We start from the raw sequence: 23971 nt of genomic DNA, 5'->3' as shown, positions 1-23971 counted from the left end.
AACGTTTGAAATTTTACGGAATTTTCTTAAAAATATTTTAATATGGCTGTAATCTTTCCTACATTTCTAGTGAAAAGACTAATACAAACACTTATGAAAATGAAACAAAACTTGCTAAAAGGTGGGTTTTTGCTGCTGTTCTTTGTCCTGCCTTTTATGGCATTTTCGCAAGGAACGGTTTCAGGAACCGTAACCGATGCTAACAATCTGCCCTTGCCTGGGGTGACAGTCGTCGAAAAGGGCACTACGAATGGAACATCTACCGACTTCGATGGAAATTATACCATTGATGTTGGCAGCTTTCCTGCAACGCTCCAATTTTCTTCGCTAGGATACTCTTCGATTGAACTCGAAGTTTCAGGTTCTGGGACCATTAATGCTTCACTCGAAGAATCCGCAACAGGATTGGACGAAGTAGTAGTAACGGGTCTGGGAACATCCATCAAGAGAAGTAATCTAGCCAATGCCGTAGCAACCGTATCTGCGCAAGAACTGGTTGGAACGACCACCCAAAGTACTTTGGATGGCGCGTTATACGGTAAGCTTACCGGTGTCAATATTACATCATCTTCTGGTGCTCCTGGTGGGGGGTTTGCCCTTCGACTCCGAGGTATTTCTTCGATTAACGGAAATAACCAACCGTTATACATAGTAGATGGAGTATACATTAACAATGCTGAAGTACCCTCAGGATTGCGTTTTGCCTCTGGTGCAAACCGTGGTAATGAGGAAAACTCTTCAAACAGAATCGCTGATTTAGACCCTAACGACATAGAAAACATTGAGGTCTTAAAAGGTGCCTCTGCCGCGGCTATTTATGGTACTCGAGCAAATGCTGGTGTAGTTATTATTACTACTAAGAGAGGGAAAGAAGGTAAAACAAATATCAAGTTTGGCCAAGACACCGGATTCAATACGATTATCAAAAAGTTGGGCCTTCGTCCTTGGACGGCTGCAAGTGTTGAAGCGGCTTTTGGTGCTGACGAAGTAGCATTGTTCAATCAACAGGTTGCCAATGGCGGACTGTTGGATTATGAGGATATCATTTATGGTGAGACCGGTTTTATCACTGAAACCAAGTTAAGTGCCAGTGGTGGAAACGATAAAACAAGTTTTTATGTGGGTGGTTCTTATCGAAATGAAGACGGGATTATCAAAAACACTGGATTTGAACGTTTTTCGCTTCGAGCCAATATTGACCATAAAATATCAAACACTTTCAGCTTTTCTACATCGACGAATTATATAAGAAGTAGTTCTGCAAGAAGTTTTACCGGTAACGAAAATGAAGGAGGTCTGAGTTACGGCTATACCTTATCTTTTACCCGACCATGGATTAATCTTTTTCCCGATGCTAACGGAAACTATCCTGACAACCCAAATTACCCAGGTAACCCGATTTTGGTTCGTGATTTGGCAAGAAATGATGACAAGAACAACCGTTTGATACAGGGTGTAAAGATTACGACCAATATATTGACTACGGATACGGATAGACTACGGTTTATTTTTAACGGTGGTTTGGATTATCTAGCAAATGAAACGGATGTTTATGTTCCTGAAATTCACCAAGCTCAGCGCGGAAACCAAAATGGATTTATTGCAGATGGGCGTAATATTTTCACCAACTACAACTACCAAGCAATTGGTGTTTGGAACAAGAATGCAATGGGCGGTGATTTGGCACTTACGACCCAAGCAGGTTGGACTTATTTGGAACAACAGGCAGACTTGATTCTGAGTCAAGCCACTCAGCTTATTCCTAACCAAACAAGCTTATCTCAAGGTTCTGCACAGGCCATAACCCAAAATGAGTTTACAGTTAAGGAGTTTGGTTATTTCGGTCAGTTGGAGGGTAATTACAAAGACCAATTTATTGGAACTCTTGGTTATCGTTTGGATAAATCGACTTTAAATGGAGACCCAAATAAATTCTACGGTTTCCCCAAGGCCTCTTTGGCAGTTAACCTTCACAATTTCAACAATTGGGGTTCAGAGACTTTAAACAGTTTAAAGCTTAGGGCTGCCTATGGTGAAACGGGTTCTTCTGCTGGGTTTGGATCGGCCTTTACCGGACTTAATCAGGTTGCTATAGGGGGTAATGGTGGATCTTCAATTAACGCGCTAAGAGGTGATGCCAATGTCGAGCCTGAAACTTCTCAGGAATTTGAGGTTGGTTTTGATGCAGGACTATTTAATAAGGTGAATTTAGAGGTGAGTTACTACAACCGTCAGGTAAAAGACCTTTTGCTTAGTCGTGCCTTACCTGCTTCTTCCGGTTTTGGTTCGGAAACCACCAACTTGGCCGACTTGAAAAACCAGGGTATAGAAATAGGTATAAACGTCTTCCCATTTACAAACGAGAATTTTAGATGGGATTCTAACGTGAGTTTCTGGTTGAACCGTTCAGAGGTAACAAGACTTGATGTTCCTGCATTTCCTCAGCCCGGTGCTGGATTTGGTTTAGGATTGGGAACATTCTTTATTGAAGAAGGTCAACCGGTTACGCAATTGGCTGGTAACGTTGACGGTGTTCCTACACAAATCGGGGATGTTGAACCTGATTTTCAAATTTCGTTTAACAACAGCTTCAATATTGCCAAGAATTGGGATGTTTCTTTCCTTTTGCATTGGAAAAAAGGTGGAGAGAACATTAACCTTTCTAAGTTGTTGACCGATTTAGGTGGAACGACCCCGGATTTGGAGACAGCTGCAGGTCAAGAAAGAACAACCTTGGGTTTTGTAGCTTCAAGATTTATAGAACCTGCGGGTTATTTAAGACTTCGTGAAGCTGCGGTTTATTATACGTTACCGGAAAGTGTTAAGAGCTTTTTTGGAGATACTGTTGATAATATTCGTCTTGGTGTCTCTGGTCGTAACATCTTTACGATAACTGATTATTCCAGTTATGATCCCGAAACCTCAGTGAACGGTGGTGCTGGATTATCGTCGGGGATTGAGGTAACTCCATTCCCGAGTGCAAAACAGTTCTATTTTCACTTAAATGTTAATTTCTAAAAAATGGTTATGAAAATGAATATGATGAAAAACTTAAGATATGGTTTGGCATTGCTGTTTTTTGGAGCACTATTGCTGACCTCATGTGAATTTGAAGATCAGGTAGACCCAAATAGACCTAGTTTGGCAGGGGTGTTGACCGATGCTTCACAAAATCAATTGAACAACCTGGTAGTAGGTGTAGAATCTGCTATGCGAAATAGTATTGCAATTCAGACTACGGGTTCAGGTACGATGGCCCGTGAGTTATACTTGTTTGATGCTGATCCGAGAAATACCGGTGATTTGTTGGGTGCCAACGGAGCCTCATTGGACAATAACTCGTTTTATTCCACGGCCCCATGGGGTGGTCGATATAGAAGTATCAAAAACGCGAATATTTTATTACAATCGTTGGACAATACCACTTCGGTTACAGATGCCGACAAAAGCGGTTATCGTGGTTTTGCAAAAACGATTATTGCCTACGAATTAATTGAGGTTTTACGTTCCTACAATAGGGCTAGAATAGATGTTGCTGATCCTGATAATTTGGGGCCAGTTCTGGACTTTTCTGCTGCATTAGGACAAATACGGGCATTGTTGGACGAAGCCCTTTCAGATTTAAACGGAGCAGGAAGTGAATTTGCTTTTCCATTGGCTGGTTTCGAAGGATTTGACACACCAGCGACCTTTGCACAGTTTAATAGGGCAACAGCTGCCACCGCAGCATTGTATGATGGAGATGGTGGTGCTACCTTGACTGCCTTGGGTGCATCGTATTTCGATATTGGAGGTGACTTAACTGTTGGTCCGAAACACGTTTTTAGTTTAAATTCTGGTGATGTCACTAACGGCTTGTTTAAAATTACCGATAACAATGGGGATCAAATAATTGTCCATGATTCTTGGATTGCTGATGCTGAGGCAGGTGATACCCGGGTTACAACAAAAACATCCGTTCGTTCCAATCCGACATCGCAAGATGGTTTAAATGGCACGAATCAAACCGCATTGTATGCTACCAACGTTTCGCCAATCGATATGATTCGAAATGAAGAATTGATTTTGGTTTATGCAGAGGCAAGTATTTTAAGCGGAAGTCTTCAAGATGCGGAAGATGCCTTAAATGTAATTCGAAATGCTGCTGGTCTCGCCGATTATGCTGGAGCACAGACAGCAGATGCGCTGACAACAGAGCTATTGAATCAAAGAAGGTATTCTTTGTGGTGTGAAAATCACCGAATGTTTGATTTAAGACGATATGGTCTTTCTAGCACCTTGCCAATTGATAGAGCAGGCGATCAAGTTTTTAATGTTTTTCCAATTCCCCTATCTGAAAACGAATAGTCAACGAATCGAAAACTTGGTTCCTAAAAGCCCCTTCAATTTTGAAGGGGCTTTTTGATTTTATGGCAATTACTTTTTATCTACAGAAATGGATCTTTATCGATAGCGGAAAGTTTTGTATCAGTGTATTCTTTTTAATTTCGGACGACGTAACATTAAATTTACATATAATCAATTATTAAATGGTTGTAAATCAATATTATAAAAAATATATGTAAAATTAATGTAAAGTAAATGTAAATATTATGTAGAATGTTTTGTAACTTTGCCTTGTACGAATTAGAAATCCCAAATAAGTTAACAGATGAAAAGAGCAGTATTGATATTAGTTTTAGTTTTCTCGGTTTATATGTACCCGCAAGATACCGAGCCTACTTTGGAAAAAGTCGGTAAGATGGTTAAGGCGACATATTTTCACGATAATGGAGAAATAGCACAAATCGGCTATTTAATGAAGGGAAAATTACACGGTCAATGGTTGATGTACGATGTAAATGGAAAGAAAATTGCCTCTGGCAAGTATGAGAATGGATTGCGTACGGGAAAATGGTTTTTTTGGCAGGACGAAATTCTGAAAGAAGTTGATTTTGTCAACAACAAAATTGTCAATGTGAAGAAATGGAACCAGTCTGAAGTGGTGGCCATTCGTTAATACAAATTGTACCAATAAAAAACCCTGACGCCAACGTCAGGGTTTTTTTATGCTTTAGCGCGAATTATGCTGCTTTACGCAGTTCGGCTTCTTTTTCTTCATTCTTTTTATGACTGCCACGAATCCTAAGTTTAATTCGATATACAATATTGAATAATACCGGTACAATAATTAAAGTCAAGAATGTAGCCACAATCAACCCAAAAATAACGGTCCAGGCCAAAGGTCCCCAGAAAATTACGTTATCACCACCTACATAAACTTGTGGATCAAAGCGACCAAACAGGGTGATAAAATTGATGTTCAAACCTGTTGCCAATGGTATTAAGCCAAGCACTGTTGTGATTGCCGTTAAAATTACAGGGCGTAACCTAGCCTTACCACCTTTTATGATAACATCAGTTACCTCTTCTCTTGTCAATAGTTCATCATCTGAAATACCGAGATTTACTTTTTTGCGGTCGATAAGTATTTGCGTATAATCCAAAAGTACCACACCATTGTTTACCACAATTCCCGCCAAAGAAATTATCCCCATCATAGTCATCATGATAACAAAGGGCCATCCTGTAGCGACCAATCCTCCAAATACGCCGATAAAGCTCAAGAAGATTGCCATCATAATGATTGCGGGTTTGGAAATGCCCCCAAATTGGAAAACTAGAATCAGCATTATCAGTCCTAATCCAGAGAAAAACGCACCCATCAAAAAGGCTTGCTGTTTGGCTTGCTCTTCCAATTCACCAGTATAGTCAATCTTCACACCATCGGGCATACCCTTAAAGTTTTCCATTTCTTTTTTGATTTGGTCCACAATAATTTGAGCATTACCGCCGGGTTTTAATCCGGAGTAGACAGTTACCACACGGTTTCCGTTTTTGTGTTTTATGGCATTGAAGGAAGAGGTGTTTTTACGACTAGCCACTGCTGAGATTGGTATTTCCTTGATTTGACCTGAAGCTTGATCCCTAAAAATTAGGTTTTGGTCAAAAAGGGCACTGGTGTTATAGCGCAAATCTTCATTAAAGCGAACATTAATGTCATAGTCCTCCCCATCTTTTTTGTAGATTCCTGCTTTGTCGCCAAAAATGGAGCGTCTCAATTGTTGTGCTACTTGGCCTACAGAAACACCCAATTCACCAGCCTTTTGTCGGTCTACATTAACTTCCATCCCAGGACTACTTTTGTTGACATCAACTTTTAAGCCCTCCATACCGTCGATACTCTTAGAATTGATGAAGGTGCGCATGCGTTCAGCAACATTGATTAAGGTATCGTAATTCTGACCTATTAATTCAACATTTACCGGGTAGCCTGCAGGTGGACCTACAGCATCCTTTTCCACAGATATGGTAACTCCTGGGTAGACATCTGACAAAGCATTTTGGATTCGTAAACGTAGCTTTTCGGTATCCAGCCCTTCGCGAAACTTAAACTCTTGCATTGAAAGGGTGATTTTACCTCTGTGTGGCATATCAGCAGCATTCCCCGCTTCTGTAAATGGATTTTCAGCACCTCTACCAACTTGTGAAACTCCAGTATCCACCAAATAATTTACACCGTCAGGTTTAATGTACTGTTCATCATCAATGATGTCATAAACCCGTTCTTCAATATCCTTGGTCAAGATATTGGTCTTTTCAATGTCCGTTCCTTGCGGATATTCTATGTAGACATAGATTTCTTTTGGCGTATTATCTGGGAAGAATTCAACTTTAGTTCGCTGACTTCCCACCGAACCGCCAAAAGTGGCAAAAGCTGCAAATAACAACAACATGGTTACCGCAAAATACCAATAGACGTTTTTACCCCTAAGTGCATGTTTCAATCGCTTTTCGTACCAGTTTTCCAAACGAACTAGACTATTTTTTTGGAAACGTGTCGACCATGGTTTTAAGGCATATTTATACACCCAAAACATAATCGCCACCACAATCATCAAGGTGCCCAAACCACGAACCGGACCACCGACCACTAGAATGAACAATCCGAATCCGCCTAATAAGGCACTAATTCGAATTAATTGTTTTCTGGTCAATGTCTTTTCACCTACTTCCATAAACTGTGAAACCAACATGGAGTTCATAAAAATGGCTACAAACAATGAAGAACCTAATACCACAGAGAGTGTAATGGGGAAATATATCATAAACTCTCCCATAATTCCTGGCCATAATCCTAATGGAACAAATGCTGCTACGGTGGTGGCAGTTGAAATAATAATGGGTATGGCAATTTCACCGATACCTTTTTTGGCAGCTTCCTTTCTAGACATCCCTTCCTGTTCCATAAGGCGATAAACATTTTCAACCACCACAACACCATTATCTACCAACATCCCTAGTCCCATAATCAAACCGAATAGAATCATGGTGTTTAGGGTGTAACCGAGAGCCGATAAGATCATGAAAGACATAAACATCGACATTGGTATAGCGAAACCAACAAAGAGTGCGTTTCTGAATCCTAAAAAGAACATCAATACGGTAACCACCAGAATAATTCCGAAAATGATGTTGTTTACGAGATCATCAACCTGGTTAAGTGTAGTACTGCTGCTATCGTTGGCAAAGGTGATTTCTAAATCCTCAGGTAATATATCCTTCTGTGCCTCAGCTACGATTTCTCGAATTTTCTCAATGGCAATGACATCATTTTGACCTGAACGTTTTTTGATATCCAACATTACAACACTCTGGCCCATTTCGCGTGCATAGGTGTTTTTATCTTCTTCGGTAAACGAAACCTCAGCTATATCCCTCAAGTAAACAATGCCATTATCTGATTTTACCACGAAATTATTAAGCTCGGATGGTTGTTCAATTTCTCCGGTTATACGAATTGTTCGCCGTTGACCACTAGTAATCAGATTCCCAGCTGACATGGTCATGTTACCATTGTTTATGGCGTCAATGATTTGCTGGAAATTAACTTTGGCGGCCATCATTTTATTGATATCCACTGCAACTTCTACCTCTTTCTCCTGCGCTCCTCGAATATCGACCTGCTTGACTTCTTCAAGATTTTCAATCTCATCCTCCAAGTATTCGGCATATTCCTTCAACTTTTCGACGGGATAATCGCCTTTCATATTCACATTGAGAATAGGGAAGGACTCAGCCAAATTCAAATCAAATACATTGGGTTCAACCTTTGCACCGTTGAAGATGGGCCAGTCTTCACTTGCTTTTTCAGCGTCAACTTCATCTTTGACTTCCTGTTTGGCGTTTTCAACGGTAATATTCTCATCAAACTCAATGACGACCATAGCATAATCTTCCTGAGAAGTAGAGGTCATCTCGACAAAATTGCTGACATTTTTAAGGCGTTCCTCGAGAGGGTCGGTAATAAGACGCTCCATATCCTCAGCAGTATTACCAGGATAAATAGTACTTACATAAATCTTGGTTTCTACAGCTTCAGGAAATTCCTCTCTTGGCATCGCGAAGTAGGAAGAAATTCCAATGAACAGGAAAATACCTATCATCACATAGATAACCGATGGGTTGTCTATGGCCCATGACGAGAGTCGAAACTCTTTATTGGCGTTCTTTTTTGCTTTGTTGTCCATAATCTAGTTGTTCATTGTTGTTTCGCTGTTTAACACCTTCACCAATTGATTATCCCGAACGCTTCTGGCTCCTTCGACGATTATGTTATCACCATTGGATAGACCGGAAACCACTTCAACTAAATCACCTTGAGTCTTGCCTAATTCTATGATTTTTTTCTTCGAAATCAATTCTGATTCAGAACCGTTTTCTTCAGTAACATATACATATTGCTCCCCTGTAGCATTTTCAGAAACAACACTCTGAGGTATCAATATCGCTTCTTCGTTACTGTAATCATTGATTTTGGCAATTACGGTTAGATTAGGCTTGACCTTACCATTTTTGTTGGGGACTGGAATTTCAACGCTAAAGGAACGATTACCTGGATTGATAAAATTACCGGTTTGGCGTACTTTACTAGTTACGGTTTCACCTAAAACAGGAAAAAATACCTCTACTGATTTACCAGGTGTAACATTCGCCAAATGCGCTTCAGGCACTTCTACCTCAACGTACATATTGGACAGATTTACAATTCTAAAAACTTCAGAACCGGGACCTGGACTTACAACCGTACCCTGGTCTTTGATCACATCATCAACAATACCTGAGAAAGGAGCACGAATACTTGATTTACCCAACTGGCTTTCCATTTGTTTAACTGCGCTTTCTTGGGCTTCATATTGCGTTTTGGCTTGTAAAAATTGAATTTCAGAACCTATATTTTGATCCCATAGTCTTTTTTGACGCTCGAAAGTAGTCTTGGCTAGGTCCAATTGGGTTTTCATCTGAGCCAATTGACTTGAAAGTCCGCCGTCATCAATAGATGCCAATAGCTGACCTTTTGAGACCCGTTGCCCGTCTTTTACATATACACGGGTCAAGGTACCCGCCATTTCAGGATAGACCAAAACGTTCTGATCGGTCATGACATCACCTTGTAATTCCAAATAATGATTGAATTCTTGCGAGGCTACTTTTAGGGTTGAAACCAATGGAAGTTTTGCATTATCATCCAATTCTGCAATTGCAGAATCCAAAAGCTTTACTTGATTTTCAAGAGCTTTCAATTCTTGGTTTATGGATGTTCGTTTTGCACGAATGGCTTCTACATCCTTTCCTTCAAGAACTGACGCTACTGAATCACCTGCTCCGCTTCCACACGAGGCAATAAGGATTCCTAGGATTGATAGTTGAAGTATTTTTTTCATTTTGTTCGTTGTTTCCTGATTATTGATTTATAATATTTTCGAGTGCTGTCTTACGGTTGATAACATCTACCATAGATTGCAAATACTCTTGTTGTGTGGTATATAATTGAGTTTGTGCCTGTCGTAATTCAAAGCTAGAGGCCAAACCTTCAGCATACTTAACTTGATTTTGACCTTCAATACGTTCGGCCAGGTTTAAATTGTCCTTTGAGGTTTGGTATTGTTCAATTGCTAGTACATATTCGCTTTTGGCACTTTCATGCTGAAGTTTAATTTGCGATTGCGCCTGTGTTAATTGTGTCTTGGCTTTGTCATAAGCAATCTTTGCACGCTGCGTATTTGCACTTCTACCCAGAGAACTGAAAATAGGAATTCTCAAATCCACGCCAAGTGTTGAAAATCCGAACCAATCTTGACCACCGTCAAAGAATGAAAAACTATCACCAAATGAAAGTCCACCATAATTCACATATGCATTTAAGGTTGGTAAAGCCCTACTTTTCGCAAGTTTCAACTCTAATGCTCGTTGTTCGTTTAGATTTTGAACGATTTTATAATCGGTGTTCTCTTCTATCATGAATTGACTATCCAGCAAACCAAAATCAATTTGTCTTTGGGTTAGGTTATCCAAATCTTCCGTAAGTTCGGTGGCATTATCAAGTGGCAGTCCCAACATTAGATTCAGCATTTGCAAGGTGATTTTTTCCAATCGCTTTGCATTTTTAAGCTGGTTATCAATTGATGAAAGGGTAATTTGTAATTGATCGACACTTTCTTGATCGCCTAGTCCGTTTTCAAAGATTTTCTTTGTTTCAAACAGGTTATCCTCCAATGTTTTCTTGTTCTTTTCAAGAATAAGCACATTCTCTTTGGTCAACAAGACATTACCATAGGCTTCTACTACTGCAGTCTTAACATCGAGGTCAGTCTTTTCTTTAAAATTTCTACTATACCGAAGAAAAGCCTGCGTTGCTTGCACGCCAACGATGTAAGAACCGTCAAAAATTTGCTGGGTCAACGTAGCCGTTGCATTCATTTGTTGTGGTTGACCGAAAACCACCTCTTGAAAAGTGCCGGGTTCACCGCCGAAAAATTCAGCAGGAATTTGGGTCACAGGCTGCTTCAATTGGTTTTGATAAGAGACGGCCCCACTTATTTGGGGTAGTCCGGTAGCAATGGTTTCCCATTTTTGTTTTTGGGCGTCGACCAGATCCCGGCCCGCGTTAATTGCGTCATAGTTGTGTTCAAGGGCATACGCAACGGCTTCGTCCAAAGAGAACGAAGTATTGCCTTCTTGAGCAAATATTGGCACAGACCATAACAGTTGTACTAATAATATTCGTGTTAGTGTTCGCATTTATTCTTGGTTTGAATTGATGATTTTGTTTAATATTTTTCTGCCTTCAGGAGTCACGATTCCCCTTAAGTGGTATTCGAGATAGTAATCTTCCAGTTGTAATTTTGTAAACATCGAATTTGGGAATAGGTCCAAATCACCAAGACTTACTGCCCCAGCGAAGTAGATTCGTGCAACAAACTGCACGTCTAGGTTTTCCCGATAGATTCCGATTTCCATGCCGCGCTTAATGTTATCAACGACACATTCTTGCATCACACAGAACTCTTGATCTTTTAAAGTCTCAAAGAGTTTAGGGTAATATTTTCGTAACTGGTATTGGGGAGAAGCTTTCTCATCCTTTAAGCGAGTCATTACAAACTTCTTTATTTCGTACAACTCTTCAATAGGATTCTTTTGAAGTGAAATAATATGGTCAATACCGTTTGAGATTTCTAAAAAAAGATGCATTGTAGTCTCTTCTACCAATTTGGTTTTATTCTCAAAGTGGGAATAGATGGTCTTTTTCGAAATACCCATTTGCTCCGCCAGGTCATCCATAGTTACACTTTTGAAGCCGTAGTTCAAAAAAAGCTCAGTCGCTTTATGTAGGATTTTTTCTCTCATTTCTGGCGACAAAAGTAGGTTGGAAACTTTAGGAACAAAAAAAGTTTCCAAAGTTTTACTTTTTTTTAACGTTGTGCTAATTGTCGGTCAAATTTCCTTTGGATAGACGTTTAAAGAGGATATGATTGGACCGAATTGGCATTTTTCTACTTGAAATGTTCAAAAACCCATTGAACGGGGTTCCAATACCGTAGGCTTTAACTTTCTTCTTTTTCTCCATTGTCTTCGTTTCTTTTTTCCACATAAGCTTGAAATGCCTTTTCTCCTTCAGATTCCCAGAATTCGTCATACAATTTCCATTCTGAAAAATCTCGGCGAAACGAGGAACATTTTTCTTTTTTCTTGAAGTTGCTTTTACGATCTTTTTTACTGCTGCTTTTACTGGAGTCACCACCGCCAAAGCCAAAAATGATTTTGGCCAGTACCAAAATGCCCAAAGCCTGCCAGTAATCAATTGTGCTAAGTCCAAATAAATCGGGCATCAACCAGTTCCAAAGGCGCATAAGAACATAATTTGCCAAAAAGAACAACCCAATGATCAGTACTCCAATGGCGATGCCTTTCACAATTTTGGTAACATAATATTCTGCCTTTTTTTCCATGCTTTTTTCCAATCTTTGTTTGTGTGTCATAACACTATTTTTTTAGTTTTTAATTCTGTTTAATTTTTTATGCAACTGTGCCAATGCACGATGTCTTCTTGACATTAAGGTTCCTATTGAAATTCCTGTTTGTTCAGAAATTTCTCGATAACTGTATCCTTCATAATCAATCGCTATGATGATATCGCGGTAAGGGGGTTTCAGGCTTAGAATAATCGGACGTAACTTTCTGATTAGTTCTTCAGGAAAACCTTCATTCATTGTTTCTTGATAATGATCTGAAAAGCTTGAATCTTCTTTTTCAGCGAGGTCTTCGTCACGGTCTATTCTTTTTTTTGTTCGCATCACATCTATGATCTTATTTTTTAAAGAGTGATAGACAAACCCACCAATATTTGTAATCGGCAGTGCTTCTTCTGGCCTCGAGAACAATCGCAAAGCAACGTCTTGAATAATATCTTCAGCATCACCGTCAGCAGTATCTTCCAACTTCGAGCGCACATAGCCCTTGAGTTGATGATACTCATCACGAAAGAATTCAGACAAGTTGTTTTGATTGGTCTCTTTGGACGTCATTGGTTGATTGATGAATTTGCTTTCATCTATAAAGACGAAGCATTTTTATTCTATTGCATTTTTTTCATTGGTATGACGAAAAATGGTCTGATTTGTTAAAGTATTTGCCCGTATTTTTGAGAAAAATTGTCATATGTATCAGCTTGAAACTTATCGTCAGGCCTTTTTAGACTATTTGGAAACACAAGATTTTTCCAAAGAACCCTTGAATCTCTATGAACCTGTTGGTTACATTATGGGTCTCGGTGGTAAGCGTATGCGACCCATTTTGACATTAATGGCATGTGATTTATTTAGCAAAGACTTCAAAAAGGCCCTTCCAGCTGCCATGGCCGTTGAGGTATTTCACAATTTTTCTTTGGTTCATGATGATATTATGGATGATGCCCCGCTTCGACGAGGAAAAAAGACGGTTCATGAAAAATGGGATGTGAATACAGGCATACTTTCTGGTGACGCAATGCTCATTAATGCCTATCAATTTTTAGAAACTTACGAAGGTGAAAAACTAGGTAGTTTATTTCAGTTGTTCAGTAAAACTGCAATTGAAGTATGTGAGGGTCAACAATACGATGTTGATTTTGAGGAGCGTAATGATGTATCTATCGAGGAGTACCTAAAAATGATTGAGTTCAAAACGTCGGTTCTGGTTGCCGCGGCATTGAAAATGGGGGCAATAGTTGCCGATGCAGATGCCGAAAATCAAAACCTGATTTACGAATTTGGAAGAAACCTAGGAATCGCCTTCCAATTACAGGATGATTATTTGGATGCCTTCGGTGACCCCGAATCGTTTGGAAAACAAGTTGGGGGTGATATCATAGAAAATAAAAAGACCTTCTTATATCTAAAGGCTATGGAATTGGGAGACTTAGATGCTCAGAAAACCTTAAATGATTTATTTAGTATTCAACCAAAAGATGCTACTTCAAAAGTCGCATTGGTCAAAGATATTTTTCAGTTAAGTGGTGCAACAGAAGCAATTTTAAATGAAGTAAAAAAGTATACCGATTTTGCCTTTGACGCTTTGTCAAAGATTGAAGCTTCTTCTGAAAGTAAAACCGTTTTTAGGGTTTTTGGAGAACAGTTGATGAATAGAACTGCCTAAGTGTTGGTTATCGTTAATTTGAAATTATCGATATAAATCAAAACGTCTTCACCATCAGGATTTGCAGTTGCACCAATTTGAAGGCGTTCATAAAATAAGGGTTCTTGTAATTCGAATTCAATACCCTCTTCTGCAAAAAGTGTTCTAAAAATTTCCGCGTTTGGCATGTTCATTCCATTTTGCGATAGAATTTCATTGCCATCTATACTCAGCTTGTTAAATCCATTTTCAGATTGAGAAAGTTGCATTTCCCAGGTAATGGTAAACCATTCCTTTCTCGGTATTTGTGTTGTGTTTTGTGATAGGGTTGAACCAGCTATTTTTCCACGCTCAATAACTAGATGATCGTTTTCAGTCACCATCAATCGAACACCAGGGCATTGATTTTCCGATACCGAAGAATCCCAACATGAACAACATTCCAAGTCAATTAGCAAAAGGTTTGAAATGGATTCTTCTGAGTCGATATAAAAATCAGCAACTATGGTAATCTTCCCTTCTTCAGGAGCACTAAAACCACTTTTTACAATATCAACTTTAGAAAGGATTTCATCAGATTTCTTTGAGTCAATCAATAAAGATTGGTTGCCTTCAGAGAATGCTGTTTTCGATAAGGTAAGTCTGTTAAAACCACTTTTCGGATTCACAATCTGAATGTTGCTCCACCTTGAATTATCCGAGGGAAATAAGAGGTCAAATTCTTCAGAAGATGTCTCAAAACCGTCTGAAAATTCGTAATTGACAATGGCCTCATTTGGCAAATTAATTCCGTCCGAATCTGAAGAGCAAGCCAAAACCATAAAAAGGATTGACAAAAGCGATAACCTTTTCATATGAAACAGTTAGTGTTACTAAACAAGAACGATTTAACTGGCTAAAGATTATGACAGTCGAAAAAGTCGATTGAATAAGGCTTTAACAAATGGCATTTTTGGGCAAGCCCACATGACTTTTAATTCTTCGTTCAATGTGGTTTCTTCATGAAGAAATTTCAACACCAATTGTGGACTTCTATTTTTAAAGAGTGATTCAAAAACTTGTCTACCTAAGTGATTGTTCTTGTAAAGCACGTCCAAAAACAAAAGGTCATAGAACCAAAAACGTGTTTTACGTGAAAATTTGGAAAGGGAACGGCCACTTTTTAGAAATTCTACTAGTTGTTTGACTTTTTTGGTTGAGCTGTAAAAAGTATATCCGGTGCTAGCTTTTGCCCAACCACCTGCAATACCAATTTTAAGAACACGAGTGGTGTTTTCTTTACTGAAATCGAAGCAGGTCATGGGTATATTTCCTTGTTCAACCTCTGTTATCTCATATGATGTTGTATCCAGTTTTGAATCCAAATAGTCTTTTATTGCATTCTCGTATTCCTCCTTTTCTAAAGGATGCTCAGAAAACAGGGTATACTCAAGCAAACCTTCATTTTCTGAAAGTGGAAGTACATACATAAAACGGGTATTGCCTCTTTGAGGAATGGCAAAATCCATAAAAGTGGCTGTTTTCGAATCAAATACTGGTTTGTCCGTTTTTACAAACCAACCCAGAAAGTGCTGCTGTAATACCGGGTACTTTGATTGTAAAAGCAGCTTCTTATAATCAAAACGACTGTCAAAAACATATTTTGTTTCATAGGTGTGTTTTTCACCAATAACTTCAACATGGGTATTGTGTTCAAGTGTTGAGTCTATTCGTTCTTGAATGAATTGAACATTGCTATATGTCGATATCCGCTCCAAGTAGTATTGATAAAAATCAAAGCCCCGTAGCATTTTGTATTGAAAAGGACTCAGGTCTGATTTTTGATTTATTTTTTCGCCTTCAAAACGGATGTTTGGCCATGATTTGCTAAGAATTTCATCAAAGGGACCTCGTTCCTGTTCCCAAAAACACCAAGTACGATCGTTTTGGGTCTTATCCAATTTATCAAGAAGCAGAATTTTTTTGTTTTTGAAAAAGTCATCGCTACCCAATGCATCTGCCAATAGCAGACCAGAGGCACCTGCACCGATAATGATATAGTCGTACTTCGGCATTGCTCAAAATTACGAATTAAACCAGCTATAATTTTTAAGCTTAGACCGACTATGGTAAAACAAATCAAGCTTTCACAAACTCAGGAATAACTGTATTCACCTAATAAAATTGACCGAGAAAGAATCAGGGTTATAGCTTTTTGTAAGAAGACCGATCGTTTCCTTCCCAATCAAATATGTAGTATCTTGAAGGGGAAAATTGCTTTTTATGAAATTGAAGATATATGGGCTGTTGGCTTTTATGCTAATAGCGCTTTTTTCGTGTTCTGATGACGACTCATCTCCAAGTCCAAATCCAAATATTGATTCTGACTTAATTGAATCAATAGATGTTCAATTGAACCCATCGGGCTACGCCCCACTTGCAGCAAGAATAAATCTGGAAACGACTGAGCCGGTCTCAGTTGAGGTTGCGGTTCTTGGTAAGAATGGTGATGCCTCAACTATAACTAAACGCTTTGTTGGTGTTGACTCGAGTTTTGAACTTGAAGTTCTTGGACTCTATGCAAATTATGATAACGAGGTTGAAATACGACTTCTGGGTTCAACAGGTAACGTGCTTGAAACCCAAATGGTAACTATTCAAACCGATCCTCTAATTGCTGAGATGCCAGTTATTACCATTGATGTACCCTCTGGTTCAAGCGAACCTGTTTTTAATTTTGTAAACTATTTTGGTTTTGTCGATAATTTTAGACCCCAACGCCCTTTTATTTTTGATCAGTTCGGAGACATTAGGTGGTACCTTGATTTTTCAAACCATCCGACATTGAACGATTTGTTTTATGACAATGGAATGACGCTTTTGCAAAACGGCAATCTTTTATTTGGAGATGGTCGAACGTTTAGTATTTACGAAATTGACTTTTTAGGAAGGATTTCAAATTCATGGAGTTTACAAGGAAATGGATTTCATCATCATGTAATTGAAAAACCTGATGGCAATTTGTTGGTCACAATAAATGATGCTTCAAAAAGTACTGTTGAAGATGTAATTATTGAAATTGACCGTGGTTCTGGCTCTTTTGTAAACAGATGGGACCTCAATAATTCCCTTGACAATTCGCGCAGGGCATGGCCAACGGATTTGGCCGATTTGGAAGTGGATTGGTTCCATGCAAATTCATTGGAATATAGCGCACAGGATGAAGAAATAATCGTTTCGGGACGAACCCAAGGTATAGCAAAGCTAAATGCCCAAAATGAACTCAGCTATATATTGGCCCCGCATCGAGAATGGAGTACGTCGGGAGATGGCACCGACCTCACCCAATTTTTGTTGACTCCCTTAGATGCCAATAATGAGGAAATTACCGATATGGCAGTTTTGGATGGAACTGAGAACCATCCTGATTTTGAATGGTCTTGGTACCAGCATTCCCCAATTTTAATGCCCAACGGTAACTTAATGGTTTTTGACAATGGTGACAATAGAAATTATGTAAATGCCGGCCCCTATAGTAGAGCGGTGGAATATGAAATTGACGAAACCAATAAAACCATAAAACAGGTTTGGAGTTATGGTAAGGAACGTGGGGAAGAAACGTATGCACGAGTTGTTTCTAAGGTGAGTTATCTACCGGAAAACAATTCCATTTTATTTACGCCAGGTTCTGCTGTAAGTAATGGGGTTGCAGCAGGTAAGGTAATCGAGGTGGATTATAATACGAAAGAGGTTTTGTTTGAGGCTACAATCAATCCGCCCAATAGTATCATCAATATCAGCTTTCATAACGTACTACGAATACCTCTATATTCAAATTAAAGTTTGTGTTAGGTCTACTTAAAAGAATATTGGAGAAACAGCGGGTATTTAATATGACCTTGAAGCTATTCTCGATTTTTGCTAAACGATCTTACTTTGACAATCTAACGGAATGGGTTACTAGAAAAACTGCACGATTAAATATTTTACTCAACAAACCGGTTACAGGTACTAACGTTAAAGACCTTGCTAATTCATGGATAGATTTGATGCCTCCGGATGGCAGTTCAAATTTTAAAGTTGATATGATTACAAATGATACAGCATATACTGAAATTCACTTGCACTGTCCTTTGAGAGGAACAGGAAATGTCGAAGCCTGTTATAAATTAATGAATTACGACAGACAATTGATGAGTGCCATAGGAGGAGATTTGGTTGTGTTGGAATCACAATCTAATTCTGGTAAAGGCTTTTGCCGCCTTGCAATACGAAAAAAAGGTTCAGGTACTGACGACTTAATACCTGCCCATATAAAAGCGGTTCAATCTTGAATATTCGGTCTAATTTTCTTTTCAGATATCGACATTACGATACTTTGGGGATCGTCATTGATCTCAAGTAATTTAGGATTAAGCCTTTCAGAATTTACGACCGCTTCCCAAATCATCTTCTTGATTTCTTTTTGAGGAAAATCATCAAAATCCTTGACCTTGATGTGCCTTATAAGCTTTCCTTTTCCGTGAAGTACTACCGACGATTTTGTCAACTCTGAACCTCTATTAAAACCAAAATTCACATATTCTGCATATAGGGCAATGTGACAGAAGGCATCTTTTAGTTTTTTGGATTTAGAGTAGGCTAGAGCCACGGCATTGTAATTATCCCAAATCAATTCATTAGCCTCAGGTACCAAATTGATAATGAAAGCGCGAAGTTTTAAGGCCAATTTTTGAATATTCTGGTCATAGGGTTCAATGATTATTTCTAATTGGGTATTTGGTTTCATTTTGATTTTACTTGTCCCTGATTACGTAGGTTTTGGCTATTCGGTCATGAAGTGATCGTTGTTTTTTCATATCATCGGTCAATAAAACAATAAGATCTACCAAAACGATAATTCCCGTAAGACATCCTAATAAAGAGGCCAATGGGTAGGTTTGGGATATTAAAGTGTTGAACTGCCAAAAACTACCTGAATCCATCAATGAAGGGTTACTATAAGCCAAGTATTGAGGTGCTAAATTAAGTACACTTGGAATTATAAAAATCAAGCTTCTTGTCAGAGACTTTTCAAAATCAATTTGTTGAAACAGATGATCAGTAACTTTGAGCTTACAGGCCATTTTTCCTAATGTAGCTCCGAACTTAAATTCAAAGAACGGCTTGTAAAGTGTCATTAGTAGAAAAAATAGGAGGTAAGTCCAAAAGCTTTTAAAGTAGGTAAAATTCAAATAATTGTATGCAATAGCAATTGGTGCTAAAATCAAAGCATCTAAAAGGTATGCGCCCAGTCGAATTCCAAAATCTGCGTATTCAACTTGGTTTTCATTTACATCCATTAACAGGGGAGTATTGGTTAGTATAATCTAAAATACGAAAGGTCTTGAAAAATGGGATAAAAAAGCATATCCTATGAGTTGTTAATGTGACTAAAAAACCATGATTTCAATTTGTCCCCATTGGGATTGTAAAGCTAAATGTTGTTCCATGATTCTTGTTATTTTCAAACCAGATTTCACCTCCATTATTCAAAACCATTTTTCTTGAAATCATTAGACCTAATCCGGTCCCTTTCTCTAGATTGGTTCCTTTGGTGGTTTGGTAATGTGATTCTTTAAAAAGTGTATTCGCAATACTGTTAGGGATTCCAACCCCATAATCTTTTACTGATACTGTCCAATTTGTATCATTCTTTATTGCGAAAATTTCTACTGCATTCCCTCCTGCAGGTGTGAATTTAAGTGCATTACTCAACAAATTCCGTACGACAAGACTTATCTGATTTTTATCGGCATTTACCGGTATTGAATCTTTTAGGTCATTTTTGATGGCAACATTTTTTAAATCTGCTGCACCTGAAAGAAAATTTATGTTGTCAGTTACGATATCATTTAATTCAAACGTTTCCCTTTTCATTGTTAGACCATTCAATTGTGAATGACCCCAGTTCAAAAGATTGGTCAATGTGAAAAGAATATTTTCGACATTAAGTTTCAATTTAGGAATGTAATCACTGAGTTTTTTCTTGGATAGACCTTCTGAATACATTTCTAAGAGCGAATGAAGCGCTGCCATTGGACCTTTTAGGTCATGCCCAAGGATAGAAAATATAAGGTCTTTTGAACTGTTGGCATTACTTAGGTCTTTTTCTCTTTTGACCAATTCGGCCGTTTTCAGGTTCAGCTCGTTATTCAATATATTAAGCTTCTTTTGTTTAAAATATAGGGGTACAAGAGTGCTTATTAGTAAAATAACGATAATAGCCGCGTAAACTAAGATTTGTTTTTGTTTGGCTACTCTTTCATTGTTTTCAAGAATTAGATTCTTTTTTTCTTGCGTGTATTTTACCTGCGCCTTATATAGATTTAGACCTCGATTATTATTTACATTTAAGATGGAATCACTTAGGAATTTAAATTCTTCATGATATTTCAATGCCTTGGTGGCGTTATTTTGAATTTTTTCAATTTCGAACAAAAGTCCTACACTTTCAATACTTGAGTGTATATCACCTATTTCCCTGGCTAGATTATATGCTCTTTGGCCATAGTTCTTAGCAATAGTCAAATTATTCGTTAAGAAATGAACCTTTCCCATTGCAATTAGGGTAATGGTCTCATTTCGATCTTCATCCAATTTGGAATACTGGTCCTCTGATTTTTTTAGCCATTCGAGGGCTTTTTCAAAATCTTGTTCAGCGAGGTATATTCTTCCCTTTACACCATAGGCAAAAGCTAGCCACTTTGGACGATGACCAGTTTTAAAATGGGCAATACTCTTGTCAATATATTCCGTTGACATTGCTGTATTGTTCATTTCAATATAGATTTCAGCTAAGTTGGCAAAGGTTATGCCCTTTACATCCTCATTATCTAGCCTTTCATTGAGTTCTAGGGTTTTTTTGTAGAATTCTAGAACTGTCGGATAATCTTTTTGGGTTAAAAAGAGTCTGGCAATGTTCTTATTAGAAATAGATAACATTAAGAGGTTTTTCTCCTCATTTTGACTTGCGATATCAATTGCCTCTAAAAGACCGTTCAAGCTGTTTTCAAAATCACCTAAATAGTAGTATTCGTCACCAATTAATCGTAAAAGGTCAGGTTTTAAGCTTAATAAATTGCTTTTATCGCAGATGTCTAATGCGGTGCAGTAATGTTCTAATGCTTTCTTATTGTTGCCTTGATCAGAGTGGAAGAATCCAATGTTCCGATAACTAAGAACAGTCAAGTTCGAATAACCTTTTTCCTCGCTTAGGATTTTGGCTTTATTCGCATAATGATAAAGACTATCCTTGTTTTTAGAGGCGTATGCGGTACTTATATCCAATAGTAGTTGAACGTAATCCGAGTCTATGGTTTTGGCTGAAATACCTTTTCTGGTCAAGTTTTGCTTTAGGCTATCAACCAGAATGGTTTCACCCAAGTTTTGTGAAAAACCGAAGAAGCAACAAAAAATAAACCCAATACTGACCTTGAAGGCACGCATTTCTGACTTTTAAAGCCTAAAATTTAACAAGAAAATTTTTAAAAAATTTCACTTTAAAAAAAACGTATCGATGAGCATTTTCTAATGCATTTTACCAAATTTTAGTCCAAAAAAGAACGCCCTTGGGGCATCTGGTCCATAAATATAATCGGAGTCTCGAGTGGGTCCAGTATCAAAGTCTTCTTGGTAACTATTGAAAATATTGGTGACACCGGCAGTTAGTGTCACCATAAAGGATGCACTAAAATCAAAATGGGATTCTAATTTAAGATTTAGGTCGAAGAATGATCCCACCTCGTTTAACTGTAAAAATCCAGTATCGCTAACAACTCTGGGCACTGTCATATTACCTGTGTAAGTACCTGTAATGTCTACATTAAACTTTTTGTTAGGTAACCATGTGGTATTGACGTATCCATAAATTTTAGGTACTCGAACAAATTCGTCAATGATGATATCGTTTTCGCCCACAGTTCCATCACTCTCAAATAGTAATTGAGGTTGGTCATACTTTGTTCTTTGTATAGTGCCACCCAATTGAAATTGCCATCTGGGATCTGGTGAGATTCCAAATTCAAGGTTTGTTCCATAAACTTTGGCTCCTTCGCCATTTCTAACTTCCTCCAAAATCGAACCATTTTCAAGTACAGCACCTGTGCTTACTAAAGTAAAAGGGTTATCCATTGTGGTATAGAATCCTTCAACAAGAATATCAAGTTGCAGAAGATCCTTGTTTTTGGCAAAATTCAAAGAGCTAGTGAAGGCGTTTGAAAATTCGGTATCTAAATCTTGGGAAAGAATTACAAATTGTGGTTCGCCTCCAACACTAGAGATATGCAAGTCTTCATTAAACGCTTGTGGAGCACGAAAACCCCGGGCATATCCTCCTCGTAATTTTAAGTTTTCAGACAATTGGAATGAAAGTGTAAATCTTGGAGAAAGTACAGTTTGGCTTAAATCCACATTTCTGGAAATTCCCCCTATGGTATAATTTCCGTCGATGGAAACATTGTCAAGACGACTACCGAACAACGCCGTAAAGGCTTTGGATGGTTTCCACTCATATTGTGCATAAGCTCCAATACTTTGAACACTCTGGTCAATTAGTCGGTTGTATCCGGGAATTTGATCTTCAGTATTATTTGTGTTGAGTTCCGCACCTGTGGTTAAAACATCTTCATTTTGAAATGTCTTGGTATACTGAACTCCGTTCACCCACGAAAGATCCTTGGTCGAACCAAAGGCATTGTTAGCCGTTATGCTATCTTGTTGCGTTCTAGCCCCACCCAAGCCACCGTAATAACTATCACGATTGGTGTAAGAAGCTGAGGAGTACAATTGGAATTTTTGGGTGTAGTCTTTATTGTTCAACTCGTAGTCCGCCCCACCAATAAAGGTATCATGATCTAATTCTTCCGTAATATCGGTAAACTGAGGTGCTAAATTCAATCGATCACCGCCCCGACGATACTCTTGAATTGCATTTAGGTTTAGAGACAAACGGCTTCGATTGGTAGGCCTTAAAAATGCCTTTGCCCCAACTGTGGTATTTCGCAATTCTACAATTTCTGTAAAACCGTCATCATTGTCATCATACGAATCTCGATTTCGATAACTGCCAAATAGTGTCAAGCCACTATTAAAATCATCTGCTACCAGCGAACTATTGAAATTTACCAAACGGTCTAAGGCTTCCCCTCCAATAACCGCCATGTTACTTCCTATTTCCCAAGTATTTAATAGGGGGTCTTTGGTAATGATATTAACAGTACCGGCTATGGCATTTGAGCCATATAGGGCAGAGCCACCACTTCTGACCACCTCGACGCGTTCAATAATATTGGTTGGAATTTGCTCCAATCCGTAGACACCCAAAAGCGATGTAAATATGGGTCTGCTATTTAATAAGATCTGGGTGTAACTGCCATCCAAACCATTTAATCGAACTTGTGTGAACCCACAATTCTGGCAATTGTTCTCCACCCTAACACCAGGCGTAAAATTTAGTCCTTCGGCTACGCTTATTGATTGGGTGGCATTTAACAAACGAGGTTTTAAGGAGGAAACTATTACTGGCGAGCTTTTTCTTTCAACGCGGTTTCTTGTTGCACTAATAACAACTTCTTCCAATCCCAAAACGTCTTCCAAAAGATAAATATCTACTTTTTTATTCGATTCACCGTTTAGGGTAATTTCCGCTCGTTGGGTTCGAAACCCATTTGCCTGAACTACCAATGTGAACTTTTTAATGGAAGTCTCAAGCTGATAGTAACCATTTTCATTGGCATTGGCAGCTATCGAAGTATTTTCAATAAAAATATTGGCAAAGGGAATGGCTTGCCCCTCACTTGTAATGCTTCCACTGAGTACGGTCGTTTGGCCAAAAACCAAATTACCGACAAAGCAGCTAACGAAAAATAATAGATTTTTAATTATCAAAATTAAAATTTAGACAAATCTAAAAATATGTTTTTATAAATAAAAATAAAATGTACATTTGAAAAAAGAGTCT

18 protein-coding genes are annotated in these 23971 nt (G+C 38.4%); 6 read left to right on the top strand and 12 right to left on the bottom strand.

The genetic code is table 11. The features are described from left to right. Window positions 1–99 precede the first annotated feature (99 nt). From HCU67_RS03425 to HCU67_RS03415, 3 genes are all read left to right on the top strand, one after another. On the top strand, window positions 100–3018 hold the full coding sequence (locus HCU67_RS03425; protein WP_168551182.1) for a SusC/RagA family TonB-linked outer membrane protein: 2919 nt from the start codon (window positions 100–102) through the stop codon (window positions 3016–3018). 24 nt (window positions 3019–3042) lie between these two features. Next, on the top strand, window positions 3043–4347 hold the full coding sequence (locus HCU67_RS03420) for a RagB/SusD family nutrient uptake outer membrane protein (protein WP_168551181.1): 1305 nt from the start codon (window positions 3043–3045) through the stop codon (window positions 4345–4347). A gap of 304 nt (window positions 4348–4651) precedes the next feature. Then, window positions 4652–4999 carry a toxin-antitoxin system YwqK family antitoxin gene (locus HCU67_RS03415; protein WP_168551180.1) on the top strand — a complete coding sequence of 116 codons (348 nt, stop codon included), beginning with the start codon at window positions 4652–4654 and terminating at the stop codon, window positions 4997–4999. A gap of 64 nt (window positions 5000–5063) precedes the next feature. Here the strand turns inward: HCU67_RS03415 and HCU67_RS03410 are convergent, their stop codons facing one another. The 6 genes from HCU67_RS03410 to HCU67_RS03385 all read right to left on the bottom strand — a co-directional run bounded on the left by HCU67_RS03410 (window position 5064) and on the right by HCU67_RS03385 (window position 12905). Next, window positions 5064–8570, bottom strand: a complete 3507-nt coding sequence (locus tag HCU67_RS03410) for an efflux RND transporter permease subunit (protein ID WP_168551179.1) — start codon at window positions 8568–8570, stop codon at window positions 5064–5066. A 3-nt stretch (window positions 8571–8573) separates the two neighbouring features. Further along, entirely contained in the window at window positions 8574–9764 is a 1191-nt protein-coding gene (locus HCU67_RS03405) for an efflux RND transporter periplasmic adaptor subunit (RefSeq protein WP_168551178.1), read from the bottom strand. A 19-nt stretch (window positions 9765–9783) separates the two neighbouring features. Beyond that, on the bottom strand, window positions 9784–11121 hold the full coding sequence (locus HCU67_RS03400; RefSeq protein ID WP_168551177.1) for a TolC family protein: 1338 nt from the start codon (window positions 11119–11121) through the stop codon (window positions 9784–9786). Beyond that, complete coding sequence (locus HCU67_RS03395; RefSeq protein ID WP_168551176.1) at window positions 11122–11727, bottom strand: TetR/AcrR family transcriptional regulator; 606 nt, start codon at window positions 11725–11727, stop codon at window positions 11122–11124. A gap of 197 nt (window positions 11728–11924) precedes the next feature. Continuing rightward, window positions 11925–12359, bottom strand: a complete 435-nt coding sequence (locus tag HCU67_RS03390; RefSeq protein WP_168551175.1) for a hypothetical protein — start codon at window positions 12357–12359, stop codon at window positions 11925–11927. 12 nt (window positions 12360–12371) lie between these two features. Further along, window positions 12372–12905 carry an RNA polymerase sigma factor gene (locus HCU67_RS03385; protein ID WP_168551174.1) on the bottom strand — a complete coding sequence of 178 codons (534 nt, stop codon included), beginning with the start codon at window positions 12903–12905 and terminating at the stop codon, window positions 12372–12374. A 133-nt stretch (window positions 12906–13038) separates the two neighbouring features. On the opposite strand from HCU67_RS03385, the gene HCU67_RS03380 reads away from it, so the two are divergent. Next, complete coding sequence (locus HCU67_RS03380; protein ID WP_168551173.1) at window positions 13039–14013, top strand: polyprenyl synthetase family protein; 975 nt, start codon at window positions 13039–13041, stop codon at window positions 14011–14013. Here HCU67_RS03380 and HCU67_RS03375 read toward each other — a convergent pair. Then, on the bottom strand, window positions 14010–14846 hold the full coding sequence (locus HCU67_RS03375) for a hypothetical protein (protein ID WP_168551172.1): 837 nt from the start codon (window positions 14844–14846) through the stop codon (window positions 14010–14012). The two genes, HCU67_RS03380 and HCU67_RS03375, sit on opposite strands and share 4 nt — an antisense overlap. A gap of 48 nt (window positions 14847–14894) precedes the next feature. After that, a complete protein-coding gene (locus tag HCU67_RS03370) occupies window positions 14895–16046 on the bottom strand; it encodes a lycopene cyclase family protein (RefSeq protein ID WP_168551171.1) in 1152 nt (383 codons plus the stop codon). 208 nt (window positions 16047–16254) lie between these two features. Between HCU67_RS03370 and HCU67_RS03365 the strand changes: the two genes are divergently transcribed. Together HCU67_RS03365 and HCU67_RS03360 are read left to right on the top strand one after the other, a co-directional pair. After that, entirely contained in the window at window positions 16255–17811 is a 1557-nt protein-coding gene (locus HCU67_RS03365; RefSeq protein ID WP_168551170.1) for an aryl-sulfate sulfotransferase, read from the top strand. A gap of 53 nt (window positions 17812–17864) precedes the next feature. Next, a complete protein-coding gene (locus HCU67_RS03360; protein WP_210423613.1) occupies window positions 17865–18305 on the top strand; it encodes a hypothetical protein in 441 nt (146 codons plus the stop codon). Here the strand turns inward: HCU67_RS03360 and HCU67_RS03355 are convergent. From HCU67_RS03355 to HCU67_RS03340, 4 genes are all read right to left on the bottom strand, one after another. Continuing rightward, window positions 18296–18760 carry a DUF1801 domain-containing protein gene (locus tag HCU67_RS03355; protein WP_168551168.1) on the bottom strand — a complete coding sequence of 155 codons (465 nt, stop codon included), beginning with the start codon at window positions 18758–18760 and terminating at the stop codon, window positions 18296–18298. The genes HCU67_RS03360 and HCU67_RS03355 overlap by 10 nt on opposite strands. 7 nt (window positions 18761–18767) lie before the next feature. Further along, window positions 18768–19313, bottom strand: a complete 546-nt coding sequence (locus tag HCU67_RS03350; protein WP_168551167.1) for an RDD family protein — start codon at window positions 19311–19313, stop codon at window positions 18768–18770. A gap of 106 nt (window positions 19314–19419) precedes the next feature. Continuing rightward, window positions 19420–21459: a tetratricopeptide repeat-containing sensor histidine kinase gene (locus HCU67_RS03345; protein ID WP_168551166.1), complete on the bottom strand. Its 2040-nt coding sequence runs from the start codon at window positions 21457–21459 to the stop codon at window positions 19420–19422. 81 nt (window positions 21460–21540) lie between these two features. Then, window positions 21541–23898, bottom strand: a complete 2358-nt coding sequence (locus HCU67_RS03340; protein WP_210423612.1) for a TonB-dependent receptor — start codon at window positions 23896–23898, stop codon at window positions 21541–21543. Window positions 23899–23971 lie beyond the last annotated feature (73 nt).

The organism is Croceivirga thetidis, assembly GCF_012272815.1.
GTDB lineage: Bacteria > Bacteroidota > Bacteroidia > Flavobacteriales > Flavobacteriaceae > Croceivirga > Croceivirga thetidis.
This window is presented reverse-complemented; position numbering and strand designations above follow the sequence as displayed.